This is a genomic window from Flavobacterium pasteuri (assembly GCF_048286615.1).
GTDB lineage: Bacteria > Bacteroidota > Bacteroidia > Flavobacteriales > Flavobacteriaceae > Flavobacterium.
Genome location: NZ_JBLVPN010000002.1, coordinates 527069 through 541036, shown reverse-complemented (window position 1 = coordinate 541036; position 13968 = coordinate 527069). Strand labels below are relative to the sequence as shown.

Below are 13968 nucleotides of genomic sequence, written 5' to 3'. Positions count from 1 at the left end.
ACAATTTGTAATTTAAAAGACATCGAGTAGTCTTTTTGAGTACGCTTTACATAGCGACTTTCTTGAGGATTTTCCATAACGGTACTTTTTGTGTATCGCTATTTCAGGACTAGACATAAAGCAAAAAAAAAATCTCTAATCGTTTTTGAATGGTTAGAGATTTTTTTTAGTGAAATTAATTTTAATGCGCTTCTAGCCAATCTTTACCAGCTCCTAAATCAACATCTAAGGGAACTTCTAACTTGAAAGCATTTTCCATTTCATGTTTAATCATTGGTTTGATTTTTTCTAGTTCGTCATTATGTACGTCAAACACAAGTTCATCATGAACCTGTAACAACATTTTGCTTTTCCAATTTTCCGAAATTAATTTTTCATGAATATTGATCATTGCAATTTTGATAATATCTGCAGCACTTCCTTGAATTGGTGCATTTACCGCATTTCGTTCTGCACCACCGCGAACAATGGCGTTTTGCGAATTGATATCTTTCAAATAACGACGACGTCCTAGGATGGTTTGCACATAACCATTGTCTCTCGCAAAATCTATTTGTTCTTGAATGTAGGATTTTAATCTTGGATAGGTTTGGTAATAGGCCTCAATTAAATCAGCGCTCTCTTTGCGAGATAAGTTAGTTTGATTGCTCAATCCAAAAGCTGAAACCCCATATATAATTCCAAAATTTACCGTTTTGGCATGACTTCGTTGTTCGCGAGTTACTTCCTCTAGCGGCACATTAAATACTTTTGAAGCGGTAGATTTATGAATGTCTTCATGATTTTGAAACGCCTTAATCATATTTTCTTCACCGCTTAATGCAGCAATTACACGCAATTCTATTTGAGAATAATCCGCAGAAACCAAAGTGTAATTTTCATCTCGGGCCACAAATGCTTTTCTAATCTGTCTTCCTCGCTCCGTACGAATCGGGATGTTTTGTAAGTTGGGATTATTCGAACTCAAACGACCAGTTGCTGCAACGGTTTGCATATAATCGGTATGGATACGTTGCGTAATTTTGTCTACTTGGTTTGGCAAAGCCTCGACATAAGTGTTTTGCAATTTTACTAATTGTCGCCAATCCAGAATATCTTTTACAATAGGGTGTTCAGCAGCTAAATAACTTAAGATTTCTTCACCAGTTGCATATTGACCGGTTTTGGTTTTCTTTTGTTTTAGACCTCCAATTTTTAGTTTATCGAATAAAACATCACCCAGTTGTTTCGGAGAAGCCAGGTTGAATTTCTCTCCGGCAGTTTCAAATATGTTTGCTTCTAATATTTTAATGTCATCGTCTAATGTTTTTGATAGTGATTTTAAGAAATCCACATCAACACGAATTCCTTCTTTTTCCATATCAGCCAAAACTTTTACTAATGGAATTTCGATTTCCTCAAAAAGTTTCTTGGTTCCAGTTTTATCTAATTCTAAGGTGAATATTTCCTTAAGTTGCAAGGTTACATCGGCATCTTCAACAGCATATTCTTTGATTTCTTCCAATTCAACGTCGCGCATTGATTTTTGGTTTTTTCCTTTTTTACCAATTAAGGTTTCAATGGATTGAGGTGAATATTTCAAATATGTTTCCGATAAAATATCCATATTATGACGCATATCCGGATTAATCAGATAATGAGCAATCATCGTATCAAATAGCTTCCCTTTTACTGTAATGTTATAATTAGAAAGAATTTTTAAATCATATTTTAAATTCTGACCAATTTTCTCGATGTTTTCATTTTCGAAAAAAGGAATGAATTTTTCTATTAAAGTTTGTGCTTCTTCTTGATTTTCCGGAAAAGGAACATAAAATCCTTTTCCTTTTTCGAAAGAAAACGAAATTCCGACTAATTCGGCGTGCAAAGCATCAAGTCCGGTGGTTTCTGTATCAAAACATACAGAAGATTGCTTTTGTAAATTTTGCAACAGCAATTTTAGTCCTAAATCACCATGAATTATTTGGTAGGAATGAGCTGTATTTTCTAATGAACTGTAATATTGATGACGGGTTTCTTCTGAAGAATCATCTTGGATGGCACTTCCAAAAAGGTCGAACTGTTCCTCGTTTTTTGGCTGTGGTTTTTTATACAGTTTAGTTTCATCAACCGGATTGCTGTTGTCGGTTGTACCTCCGTCTTTTTTGAATATGGTATCAAATTGTTCCGCCATTCTTCTAAACTCTAATTCGTTGAAAAGTGCATCTGTTTTTTCGACATCTGGAGTTGATAATTCATAATCGGCTTCATCAAAAATAACGGGGCAATCCAGTAAAATTGTTGCCAAGGTTTTAGACAATAATCCTTTTTCTTTGTTTGCTTCAATGTTTTCTTTCATTTTCCCCTTTAGCTTGTCAGTATTTGCCAAAAGATTTTCCATGGTTCCAAATTCCTTTAACAGTTTCTTAGCCGTTACTTCGCCTACACCAGGAAGTCCCGGAATATTATCGGCAGCGTCACCCATCATTCCAAGAAAGTCAATTACTTGGTCTGGTCTTTCGATTTCAAATTTTGCCAAAACCTCTGGAATCCCCCAAATTTCAATTCCATTACCCATTCGGGCAGGTTTATACATGAATATATTTTCAGAAACCAGCTGTGCAAAATCCTTATCTGGCGTAACCATAAAGACTTTGTAATTCTGTTTTTCTGCTTGTTTAGCAATAGTTCCAATTAAATCATCAGCTTCATATCCTTTTACTTCTATAATAGGAATATGCATGGCTTTTAGTAAATCTTGGATATAAGGAATCGCAATTTTAATAGCTTCGGGAGTAGCGTCGCGATGGGCTTTGTATTCTGGAAAAATATCATTTCTTAATTGACTCCCACCATTATCAAAAGCAACGGCTAAATGGTCTGGTTTTTCTCTTTTAATTACATCCATTAAGGAATTCATGAAACCCATAATGGCTGATGTGTCCATTCCTTTAGAGTTGATTCTTGGATTTTTTATAAAAGCATAATAACCTCGAAAGATCAAAGCATAGGCGTCAAGAAGGAAAAGTCTTTTTTGTTGTGACATAATTGTGATTTTGTAAAGTTTTCAAAAGTACAAAACTTGTGAGATAAAGGGGTGAAATATTTCTTGTGATTGACACAAGAGGGCTTTTTTTTGTTTCCTAAAAATTTCACCTAATTTTTTTTGCAATCAATTCTTTAAGTCGGAATAAATTACGAATAATTATTTTGAAAGAAAATAGCTAATAATATTTTTTTTAAAGTTTAATACTGTGTATTAAATTGTAAGAATATATATAAATATTAATTGAAATAGTGCTTTTAAACGATTATTTATGTATTTAAACGTTATTTTTTGTAAATTTGTATGTGAAGTTTTGAATTCATGAGGTTCTTTTTATTTAATCTTTAATTCGTTATATTATGAGAAAAAATTATTTTTCTAAAAAGGTATTACAAGCTTGTTTGTTATTTTTCATGATTATAACTGCTAATGTGTTTGCTCAAGTAGGCATAGGAACTATTACACCTCATGCAAGTTCAGTCTTAGATGTTTCATCAACAACCCAAGGGATGCTAACGCCTAGAATGACGACCGTGCAGAGAACGGCTATTGCGTCTCCGGCTGATGGTTTAATGGTTTATGATACGGATTTAAAATCGTTTTACCACTACAATTCAACTATAACAGCATGGAATGTAATAAATAGTGGTACAACGGGCAGACTAAAGTTTAAAAGAATTAAATCTACTGATGTTCTGGCTACTGTTTTGGCAGCAGAATTAGCTGTTGGAGGTGGCTCAAAATATGTTTTAGATAGTAGTACTTATTATGAAATAAACGGAATGATAAATGTTAATTTCCCTATTGATTTGAACAATGCCTATTTAGTTGGATTGGATGCAAATGAGGATATACTGTTTAAATCAAGTGGTTTCTTGTTTGATGGTGCAATGGGCGGAACGGTAAAAAATCTCACTATTGCAGGAGGTAGTTCTGTTTTTAATTTGATTGCTACGGGTAATACCCAAAGTTTTATATTTAGAGATTCTATAGTTTCTGGCTCAGCCAATGTTGGAACTATAAGTGGTTTTGGATTAGTGTTTTTCTCAGTGATTAATTATTCGGGAAACACAATAGGCATTACTTATTCTAACTCAACTAGAGTTTTATTAAGCAATACGGCTTGGTTTGGTAATAATACAGGGACCTTTGAAAAGTTTGCAGGTACATTTTCATTGATCCAAAAGCAAGGTGGTTTCTGTGAAGTAAATGGCGGAGCCGTGGGAGTAGATGTTAGTGCAAATCCAACTATAACAGGTGATGCAGTAATGGAATCAGTTGTCTTTACTGGTACGGTCTCTACAGGTAAATATGTAAATGGGTATACACCTGCTACTTATTTAGGTTATAATTTTGATAATAATTGGAATGTAAGATGTTCAGGTATTCCAACGGAAGTAGATGCATCAGCCATAGGGAACTTATACGATCCCAGTAACACAGCTTCTACGAGAACTGTAGCAACAACTCAAAATGTAGGCTATAAGGTCAATACAAACGTTACTGCAACCGATGAACTACTAAGATTTAGTTCAAGTACTTCCGGTAGACTTACTTATAGAGGGAAAAAGACACGTTCATTTCAGGTTAACTCATCAATTGCCTTCATAGAATCCACCTCGGGATCTAACGCTGTCTATGTGTTTTATTTTGTGAAAGTTGGCTCAAATGGAAGTACAATTACACCGCTTCCAGCAACAGAAACGTATATTGATACAAACAGTGGATTTACACAAGCTTTTCCTATTAGCGGTTCTGTATCTTTAAATCAAAACGAGTCTGTTGAATTATGGTTAAAGAGAATAAATACTGGTACAAAGATTAACGTAGATACTTTTTCTTTTAACATGACTGTAAAATAAATCTTGTTTTGCAATATTTAAATTTTTGAATATTATAAAAAGGCTGAAATAGTGATATTTCAGCTTTTTTATTTTTTAAATAACTTTTTAAGATGAAAGTAGAATATTTTAGTTAAATTTAGATTAATAAAAATTTATTATTATTTCATAATTTGTTATTTTGTTAAAAATTTTTTAAAATGATCTTTCGTATCGTATTCTTGTGCTTAATCCTTCTTATTATTGAGCTTTATACTTTTCAAGTATTAAAAACTTTAATAAAATCAAAGCCAGTATTGTATTCAATTCAGGGTATTAGCATATTGGTTTTAGTATATATCGTTTATTCTTTGATGCAATTTGACCGAACCGTAGGTCAAACCAAACAAATGATGGTTATCATGGGTTTGTTGCTTATTGTTTATGTCCCAAAATTAATTATAACATTGATATTAATGGGAGAAGACATCTTTAGATTAGGTGCCGGAACTGTTAACTATTTTGCTAATTATGATAAAAACACAGACTTTCTAAATTCAAGAAGAAAATTTATCAGCCAGTTAGGTCTTGGGCTCGCAGCTGTTCCTTTTTTATCTTTAATATATGGAGTGACCATAGGTAAATACAATTATAAAGTTATTAAGCAGCGTATATTTTTTCCCGATTTACCGGATGCTTTTGATGGTTTTACGATTACTCAAATATCAGACGTTCACAGCGGAAGTTTTGATAATCCCGAGAAAATTAATTATGCAATAGATTTAGTCAATGAACAAAATTCAGACATGATTTTGTTTACCGGAGATATTGTGAATACTGACGCCAAAGAAATGCATCCTTGGATAGAGACCTTTAACAGGATTAAAAAACATGAGTATGGAAAATATTCCGTTTTAGGAAACCATGATTATGGCGAATATGTAACTTGGCCATCAGAAGCGGCAAAAGAGGATAATTTCAAAGCTATAAAAAGTTTGTATGGTGAAATTGATTTCAATTTATTACTGAATGAGCATACTTTTATCGAAAAAGGAGAGGCCAAAATAGCATTGGTTGGTGTCGAAAATTGGGGTCATAACTTCAAACAGGCTGGAGATTTGAACAAAGCTGCGGGGTCTTTAAAGAAAGAAGATTTCAAGATCTTGATGAGTCATGATCCTTCGCATTGGGAGCATGTTGTGCAACATGATGAGAAGCATTATCACCTCACGCTTTCGGGTCATACACACGGAATGCAATTTGGAATAGAAATACCAGGTTATTTTAAGTGGAGTTTGGCACAATATGTTTACAAACAATGGGCTGGTTTGTACGAAAATCTAGGGCGATACGTTTATGTAAATAGAGGTTTTGGGTTTCATGCCTATCCTGGCAGAGTAGGAATCATGCCGGAAATAACGGTCATCGAACTAAAAAAAGGTGTTAATGTGGCATAATTCGTTTAAAATGCTACATTTGTAAAATAAATATCTCTTTTTAGTGAATTTAAAAATTAAATTTTTGGTTTTATGTCAAAATTTGGAGAACTTATAAATGCTCAAGTACCTGTGTTAATAGACTTTTACACAGAATGGAATGAGCCTTCAGTTTCAATGCATCCTGTAATTAGAGATGTAGCGGCCGCTCTTGGCGACAAAGCAAAAGTCATTAAGATTGATGTGGATAAGAATCAAGAATTAGCCGATGCTTTGCGCATTAAAGGTTTGCCTACGTTGATGATTTACAAACAAGGTCAAATGATATGGAGACAATCAGGAGAATTAGATGCGAACACTATTATTAGTATTGTTCAAGAACAATTGTAACGTATTTCATTACAACACCTCACAATTAAAATTATTTTCTTTTAAATAAGCTAATGTTTTAGGCAATACGTATGCTAAGTTTTTGAAAGCTTTTATGCTGTCGTGGAAAACAATTACACTTCCTGGTCTTAGATTTGATAGTACATTTTCTAAGCATTTTTCCTGCGATAAAGTTTGATCAAAATCAGCACTAAGTACGTCCCACATAATTATTTTGTAGCCAAGTTTTCTAATTTTTTTAGATTGAGATGCTTTTATCTTCCCATAAGGTGGACGAAATAGAGTAGATTTTAGATTAGAGGAACTATTTTTTTGAATCGTTTCTTCGCATCGTTTTGTGTTCTCAATATAGGTTTCTGTTGGCGTTTTCCATCCGTTCAAATGATTAAAAGTATGATTTCCTATAGAGTGACCTTCGCTAATTACCTTTTTGAATATTTCAAGGTTTTTATCAATATTGTCTCCAATGCAAAAAAAAGTAGCTTTTACGTTGTACTTTTTTAATTCATCCAAAACCCATTCTGTGACTTCCGGAATAGGTCCATCATCAAATGTGAGGTAGACTGTATTGCTGTTTCCAGCATTGGGAAAATCCCAAGTATAATTTGAGAATATTTTTTTTATAAGCCAATTTGTCTTTATCCAGTAAAATTTCATTTTTTAGTTTTAAAATTAAAAAAAAATAGCGACATTTTTCAATATCGCTACCTTTTCTAATCAGGATCTTTTTTGTTTAAAATTATTCTTTTTCGCGTCCAAAGCGATCAAACATTTTAATGTAAGTGTTAAATACGATTCTGTTTTTATTATAAAAATCTAAATCGTCATTTTCTTTCATTACGGTCAAAAGACTTCTGTATCGCTCAATATCAGTGATAATAGGAATGGCAATACTAGTTTGCTCAGAAGATTTTAGATTGCCATAATAATTAAGGTTCTCTCTGTATTTTAGAATTAATTTATCCAACAATTGTTGTGCTTTTAATTTCTCATTGATTTTGTAATATCCTCCAGCGAATGGTTCTACTAAAGAATAATAGTCGAAATATTCCACAGGCATTTTTGTCATTGCCAAATCGATAATTTTTTTTGCTTTATCTTTTTGTCCTTCAACAATTAACTGATTCATTAATCTTGAAAGATTGGTTCTGTATGTTATGCTGTTTCTACGCGTTTCAGGGTCGTGATAAATTTTTGGACTTTCGCCATTGCCCCAATCCCATTTCATTACTTTAGCATACATTTTATCAGAATCTATTTGTCCCATATCAAGTGGACTTGCATCTTTTGACAAAGCGGTTCTTATTGGAACAAGTTTGTAAACCATTCCTTCTAATTGAAGGTATTCTTTCATCCAGATATAATCTTCATTGTCAAATGCGCCACCGCTAAAATAGATTGGTCTTTTCCAATTGTTATTAGCAACAATGTCAAGCATCATTAATCTGTTTTTGTACAATGCATTTCCTTTGATGTCCAAGTCAATGTAAGGCACAATAGAATCATTGTGCTTAGGATTAACCACCTTGTTTTTTATGATTATATTTTTGTCAACAGGAATTCGAATCTTATTTGTAGGGTAAAAATGGATTGTTTGTCCATTTTGCATGTCTACAGTTGATTTTGGATTTTTGATAAAATTGATGAAGTCTTTTATATCCCAACGGCTTTCAACTTTTGGAATGTGAGCTACATAATCCAGTTTATCACCTACATATTCATCGTGTGTAAATGAAATAGGAAGAGCATCTGATTCATATGTTTTAGTTTTCATCTGATCGATATACCAATCTGTCATGAAAAGGCTCGTGTTCACAATTTTGATATCCGTTCTTACTTTTTCAATCTCTTGTGCGTACCAAAGCGGGAACGTATCATTATCACCAATCGTAAATAAAATAGCGTCCTGATCACATGATTCCAGATATGCTTTTGCCATTGCAACCGCAGTATATTTCCCGGAACGGTCGTGATCATCCCAGTTTTGTGAAGCCATAAGAACTGGAGCTGCTAGTAAGCTGGCTGCAATGATAATAGGACCTGCTAGTTTTGGAGCTAGATATTTCTGTGCACTTTCATATAATGCATAAACGCCAAAGCCTATCCAAATGGCAAATACGTAAAAGGAACCTACTAAGGCGTAATCTCTCTCTCTAGGTTCGAAAGGTCTTTCGTTTAAGTAAATTTTTAATGCTATTCCCGTAAAAAGGAATAAGGCGAGTAATACATAGAAACTTTTTAAGTCTTTATTGGCGTGATACATTAAACCGATTAACCCGAGAATAAATGGCAGAAAGAAATACACATTTCGACCTTTATTGTTCAGTACATCCGAAGGAAGATTGTCTTGACTTCCTAAGTGTAATTCATCTATAAATGAGATGCCACTAAGCCAGTTCCCATCGAGATAGTCGTATTTTCCTTGAATGTCGTTTTGTCTTCCAACAAAATTCCACATCAAGTATCTCCAGTACATATAACCAAACTGGTATTCGACCATGAATCCTAAATTGTCAGCAGTTGTTGGTTTTTCAACAATTAAATAATCACCATAGCTTTTCAGGAACGTAACATAGCCTTCGTTATCAATTTGATTTTGAGCGTAAGCTTGTCTGAATTCAGTAACAATTTTTTCAGTTTCATTTTTAAGTTGAGCAATTGCCTTGTTATAATCTTCCTCGCTCAATTGACTTGGATCGATACCGTATTTGGCTAAATCATCCTCATATGGATAATCAGGATTTAATCTGAATTGAGGCGGATTTGTAAAATTCATGTAGTTCTCGATGTGCTCACCGCTCCACATTCTTGGCAAAATAGTTTTCTGATTGTTATCGGTATTTTGCTCCGCATTTTTGAAGTTATTCGTAATAATATATTTTCCTGTTTTATAATCTCTTTCGTAATTGGGCGCTTTATCTAAGTAAGGATTGTTCTTGTCTAAACCAGCAAAAGCTTCGGTGTATTGAGGGCCGTAAAACAAAGGATTTACACCGTATTGTTCTCTGTTGTAGTAGGCAAGAACTTCAGCTGCATCCGAAGGTTTATTTTCGTTAATTACGGTATTGGCATTTGCTCTGATGGGTAACATCATCCATGTAGAGAAACCAATTAAAATAAATAATATACAAAGGATTATAGTATTGTAGAATGCGAAACCTTTTTGTTTGGTGTATTTTAGTCCAAAGTAAAAGAAAGCAATTAAGAGTAAAGCAACAAATGTAGTTCCTGAGTTAAAAGGTAATCCTAAGCTGTTAACCATGAAAACTTCGGTTTTACCAAAGAATCCCATAGTCAGAGGAAGAAGTAATTTGAAAATAAATAATAGAATAGCGATAACAACAACATTTGCAATGATAAAATTTTTGAGGGTAACTACTTTGTAGTTTTTGAAAAAATAAAGGAAACCTATTGCGGGAATTGTTAATAATGCCATGAAATGGACTCCAAAAGAAAGCCCGACAACAAGAGATATGATTAAAAGCCATTTGTTTCCTCTTGGCTTGTCCATGTCTTGTTCCCATCGTAAACCCAGCCAAAATAATAAAGCAATAAGTAAAGATGCCATAGCATAGACTTCGGCTTCTACAGCATTAAACCAAAAACTATCTGAGAAGGTATAGGCTAAAGCTCCTACGAATGAACTTCCAAGAATAACAATGTCATTGCTTTTATTTGTCTGCTCCGTCTTTTCGCCTTTTTGGCTCAGGTAAGAAAATCGAGAAACTATTTTTTTTAACACTATCGATGAAGACCAAAATAAGAATAAAATGGTAAATGCACTTGAAAACACAGACATCATGTTTACCATTAATGCAATTTTTGTATTGTCTGAGGCAAACATGGCGAAAAAAGCACCAATCATTTGGTATAAAGGCGCTCCGGGAGGATGGCCTACTTCAAGTTTTGCTGCTGTGGCTATGTATTCGCCACAATCCCAAAAACTCATTGTAGGTTCAACGGTTAAAGTGTATGTTAATAATGCTATTACAAATGTAAGCCAACCAATAATTGTATTCCATTTATTGAAATTGAATGCTGCTTTATCCATGTACTAAAATTTAATTTAATTTTGAGTTACAAAGAAAATGTTTTTTTGTTTAACCTTGATAGCATTAACAATATTTTCTGGAAAAGTATTACTTTTCAATAACACATTGATTGTAAAGGTTTTTTGTGATTTTTTGAAGTTTATTTTAATTTTTAGCAAATTTTTTTTCATAAAAAGGCAAAATAAATTTGTACAAACTAAAATTTATTTTAAATTTGCACTCGCTTAGCAGCAATGCTGGTCTATGGTGTAATGGTAACACAACTGTTTTTGGTGCAGTCTTTCAAGGTTCGAGTCCTTGTAGACCAACGTAAAACCCCTCATTTTTGAGGGGTTTTTTTATGGAATAAACTTAACAGATTGTTTTTGGGCTTTATTTTATAGAAATGGCTTTGATGAACGAGAGGTTGGGTTTAGATCATTTTATTTAATTTCCTTTTGAATTATTTAAATCTTGAAAGTTATTACCGGTTTGACGGTGTGGTTGACTAAGTTTTCACTGATTCTACGGTTGAAGAAATGAGCAAATCCTGTTCTTCCATGTATGCAAAGGCCTATTAAATCAGCATCAATGCTATTGGTGAAATTAATGATTCCGTTTTCTATATTAACGTCATTGTAGATGTGTGTAGAGTAATTTTCGATTTCAAAAGAGGCGATGAATTTTTTCATTATCTCCTCGGACATTTTTTTGGTTTTGAAGCTGTTGGGTGTGCAAATCACAACTAAGTATAGATTTACATTGAATATTTTTGCAAATTCTATCATTTTTTTGAAAGGTTTTTTAATTTCTTTTGAAAAATCAGAAGCAAACACAAAGTTGTTGAATTTAAAGTCACGAATATTCTTTTTTATAACCAATGCTGGGATTTCTGACGGTCGAACTACTTTTTCTGTGTTGGATCAAATAGGTACTTCTTCGATGCCTGAAGTTCCCTTTGAACCCATTACAATTAAATCAATTTCATTTTTTTTATTACAAAATAAAATACCGGTAAAAGCTCTTTCGAATAGCACGGATGCATTTGTTGAAATTCCTTTTAAATAGGGCTGTTTCTTGATTTTCTGGAGTGTTTCGTTTGTTTTTTTTATAAACAACATTACTACGGGTGTGTTGCTTCCGCCAGTTACTGCCTCGTTTATTTGGTTTGGTAATTCCAATAAATGCAACAAAAAATTATGCAATTATTTTTTTTGCAATTATGGCAGCCACATTTAAAGCGTTTTCGGAATATTCAGAAAAATCGGTAGGGACTAAAATTCGTTTCATAATTATAAAGTGTTAAATTATGATAAAAACTGTTATTTTAATGCTCCTATAAAGATAAGAAATTATTTTAGAGCAATCGATTATTTTAGTTTATAAAAAAAAACACTATATTTGCACCGTTATTTATTAAAATCTAGATAATGAGGGGACTAAATGTCCCCTCTTTTTATAAAAATATGACATTTAAAGAAAAAGTAAATACGTTGTTGACGGAAGGCTTGTTAGAAAAGCCATCAATTTTTTTGATAGACCTTATCATTACTGATGCTTTCAAGGTTATTGTGACTTTGGACGGTGATAATGGAGTGGCACTTCAAGATTGCATAGATGTGAGTAAATTCATAGATAGTAATCTGGATAGAGAGGAACAAGATTACTCTCTGGAAGTAGCTTCAGTAGGAGTTGGATCACCATTGAAATTAATAAGACAATACAAGAAAAATATAGGCCGAACATTGATTGTGAAGACTTCGGTTGAAATTATTGAAGCAGAATTAGCCGATGCTAATGATGATTTTGTAATTTTGTCTTGGAAAGCAAGAGAGCCTAAAAAGATAGGGAAAGGGAAAGAAACGGTTCAAAAAGAACTTAAATTACCTTACGCAGATATAAAAGAAGCAATTGTTACAGTAACATTTTAATTAAAGAATTCGCATGGAAAATTTAGCATTAATCGATTCATTCTCAGAGTTTAAAGATGATAAACTTATTGATCGTGTAACGCTTATGGCAATTTTGGAAGATGTATTTAGAAATGCATTGAAGAAAAAATACGGTTCAGATGATAATTTTGATATCATTATAAATCCTGATAAAGGAGATATGGAGATATGGCAGAGAAGAGTAATCGTTGCGGATGAAGACTTGGACTTTGATCATCTTGAAATCACTTTGACTGAAGCTAGAAAAATTGAGCCTGATTTCGAAATTGGCGAAGAAGTTTCCGAAGAAGTGAAATTAATTGATTTAGGAAGAAGAGCAATTTTAGCTTTGCGTCAGAATTTGATTTCTAAAATCCATGAACATGATAACACAAATCTTTACAAACAATTTAAAGATTTAATAGGTGATATTTATACTGCTGAAGTACACCATGTGCGTCCAAGAGTCGTTATTTTGGTTGATGATGAAGGAAATGAAATTATTCTACCAAAAGAAAAACAAATCCCTTCTGACTTTTTCCGTAAAGGAGATAACGTTAGAGGAATAATAGAAAGCGTTGAATTAAAAGGAAATAAACCTCAAATTATTATGTCTAGAACTTCTGAGAAGTTTTTGGAAAAATTATTTGAACAAGAAATTCCTGAAGTGTTTGACGGTTTAATCATGGTTAAGAAAGTGGTAAGAATCCCTGGTGAAAAAGCAAAAGTAGCCGTAGATTCTTATGATGACAGAATTGACCCTGTTGGGGCTTGTGTGGGTATGAAAGGATCTCGTATTCATGGAATTGTACGTGAATTAGGAAACGAAAATATCGACGTTATCAATTATACAAGTAACATTCAGTTATTTATAACTAGAGCATTAAGCCCTGCAAAAGTGTCTTCTATTAAAATAAATGAAGAGACAAAAAGAGCAGAAGTTTTCTTGAAGCTTGAAGAAGTTTCAAAAGCAATTGGTCGTGGTGGACACAATATTAAATTAGCGGGTTTATTGACTGGTTATGAGCTAGACGTTATTCGTGAAGGAGATGTCGCAGGTGCTACAGCTGATGAGGATGATGTTGAATTAACTGAGTTTTCAGATGAAATTGAAGACTGGGTTATTGAAGAATTTGCAAAAATTGGTTTGGATACAGCAAAAAGTATCTTAAAACAAGATGTGGAAGATTTAGTAAGAAGAACAGACCTAGAAGAGGAAACAATTCTAGATGTAATGAGAATATTGAAAGAAGAATTTGACAGTTAGTCAAAAGTATCTTCAACGATAAACATGCCACTTTACAATAAATTCTTGCTCGATAGGTATCGGGTTGG

General features: G+C 33.1%; 11 protein-coding genes and 1 tRNA gene. 6 read left to right on the top strand and 6 right to left on the bottom strand.

Annotated features, from left to right (window positions below):
- Positions 1 to 181 precede the first annotated feature (181 nt).
- Positions 182 to 3025, bottom strand: a complete 2844-nt coding sequence (gene polA, locus ACNQF6_RS04980; RefSeq protein ID WP_417963789.1) for a DNA polymerase I — start codon at positions 3023 to 3025, stop codon at positions 182 to 184.
- 359 nt (positions 3026 to 3384) lie between these two features.
- Between polA and ACNQF6_RS04975 the strand changes: the two genes are divergently transcribed.
- The 3 genes from ACNQF6_RS04975 (at position 3385) to ACNQF6_RS04965 (ending at position 6671) form a co-directional block, all read left to right on the top strand.
- On the top strand, positions 3385 to 4887 hold the full coding sequence (locus tag ACNQF6_RS04975) for a hypothetical protein (RefSeq protein ID WP_417963787.1): 1503 nt from the start codon (positions 3385 to 3387) through the stop codon (positions 4885 to 4887).
- Positions 4888 to 5066: 179 nt separating this feature from the next.
- The gene (locus tag ACNQF6_RS04970) at positions 5067 to 6302 is read left to right on the top strand and encodes a metallophosphoesterase (RefSeq protein WP_417963785.1); all 1236 of its coding nucleotides are present in this window, start codon (positions 5067 to 5069) and stop codon (positions 6300 to 6302) included.
- A gap of 72 nt (positions 6303 to 6374) precedes the next feature.
- A complete protein-coding gene (locus ACNQF6_RS04965; RefSeq protein ID WP_099714276.1) occupies positions 6375 to 6671 on the top strand; it encodes a thioredoxin family protein in 297 nt (98 codons plus the stop codon).
- Between the two features lie 9 nt (positions 6672 to 6680).
- Here ACNQF6_RS04965 and ACNQF6_RS04960 read toward each other — a convergent pair whose 3' ends face one another.
- The gene (locus ACNQF6_RS04960) at positions 6681 to 7328 is read right to left on the bottom strand and encodes a polysaccharide deacetylase family protein (protein WP_417963783.1); all 648 of its coding nucleotides are present in this window, start codon (positions 7326 to 7328) and stop codon (positions 6681 to 6683) included.
- Between the two features lie 82 nt (positions 7329 to 7410).
- On the bottom strand, positions 7411 to 10722 hold the full coding sequence (locus tag ACNQF6_RS04955; protein ID WP_417963781.1) for a glycosyltransferase family 117 protein: 3312 nt from the start codon (positions 10720 to 10722) through the stop codon (positions 7411 to 7413).
- 238 nt (positions 10723 to 10960) lie between these two features.
- Here ACNQF6_RS04955 and ACNQF6_RS04950 point away from each other — a divergent pair.
- Positions 10961 to 11031, top strand: a tRNA-Gln gene (locus ACNQF6_RS04950).
- Positions 11032 to 11169: 138 nt separating this feature from the next.
- On the opposite strand, the gene ACNQF6_RS04945 is transcribed toward ACNQF6_RS04950, so the two are convergent.
- The 3 genes from ACNQF6_RS04945 to ACNQF6_RS04935 form a co-directional block, all read right to left on the bottom strand.
- Positions 11170 to 11490 (bottom strand): universal stress protein, encoded by a 321-nt coding sequence (locus ACNQF6_RS04945; protein ID WP_417963779.1) that lies wholly within the window; start codon positions 11488 to 11490, stop codon positions 11170 to 11172.
- 135 nt (positions 11491 to 11625) lie between these two features.
- A complete protein-coding gene (locus ACNQF6_RS04940; protein WP_417963777.1) occupies positions 11626 to 11907 on the bottom strand; it encodes a universal stress protein in 282 nt (93 codons plus the stop codon).
- Entirely contained in the window at positions 11900 to 11992 is a 93-nt protein-coding gene (locus ACNQF6_RS04935; RefSeq protein WP_417963775.1) for a universal stress protein, read from the bottom strand. Before ACNQF6_RS04935 ends, ACNQF6_RS04940 begins: the two co-directional genes overlap by 8 nt.
- A gap of 176 nt (positions 11993 to 12168) precedes the next feature.
- Here ACNQF6_RS04935 and rimP point away from each other — a divergent pair, with 176 nt between their 5' ends.
- Entirely contained in the window at positions 12169 to 12633 is a 465-nt protein-coding gene (rimP, locus tag ACNQF6_RS04930) for a ribosome assembly cofactor RimP (RefSeq protein WP_417963773.1), read from the top strand.
- Positions 12634 to 12646: 13 nt separating this feature from the next.
- The gene (gene nusA, locus ACNQF6_RS04925) at positions 12647 to 13900 is read left to right on the top strand and encodes a transcription termination factor NusA (protein WP_039108733.1); all 1254 of its coding nucleotides are present in this window, start codon (positions 12647 to 12649) and stop codon (positions 13898 to 13900) included.
- Positions 13901 to 13968: the final 68 nt, after the last annotated feature.

Excerpts from the sequence above, each read along its gene's own strand:
- polA (WP_417963789.1), bottom strand. The coding sequence starts at position 3,025 with ATGTCACAACAAAAAAGACTTTTCCTTCTTGACGCCTATGCTTTGATC.
- ACNQF6_RS04975 (WP_417963787.1), top strand. The coding sequence starts at position 3,385 with ATGAGAAAAAATTATTTTTCTAAAAAGGTATTACAAGCTTGTTTGTTA.
- ACNQF6_RS04970 (WP_417963785.1), top strand. The coding sequence starts at position 5,067 with ATGATCTTTCGTATCGTATTCTTGTGCTTAATCCTTCTTATTATTGAG.
- ACNQF6_RS04965 (WP_099714276.1), top strand. The coding sequence starts at position 6,375 with ATGTCAAAATTTGGAGAACTTATAAATGCTCAAGTACCTGTGTTAATA.
- ACNQF6_RS04960 (WP_417963783.1), bottom strand. The coding sequence starts at position 7,328 with ATGAAATTTTACTGGATAAAGACAAATTGGCTTATAAAAAAAATATTC.
- ACNQF6_RS04955 (WP_417963781.1), bottom strand. The coding sequence starts at position 10,722 with ATGGATAAAGCAGCATTCAATTTCAATAAATGGAATACAATTATTGGT.
- ACNQF6_RS04945 (WP_417963779.1), bottom strand. The coding sequence starts at position 11,490 with ATGATAGAATTTGCAAAAATATTCAATGTAAATCTATACTTAGTTGTG.
- ACNQF6_RS04935 (WP_417963775.1), bottom strand. The coding sequence starts at position 11,992 with ATGAAACGAATTTTAGTCCCTACCGATTTTTCTGAATATTCCGAAAAC.
- rimP (WP_417963773.1), top strand. The coding sequence starts at position 12,169 with ATGACATTTAAAGAAAAAGTAAATACGTTGTTGACGGAAGGCTTGTTA.
- nusA (WP_039108733.1), top strand. The coding sequence starts at position 12,647 with ATGGAAAATTTAGCATTAATCGATTCATTCTCAGAGTTTAAAGATGAT.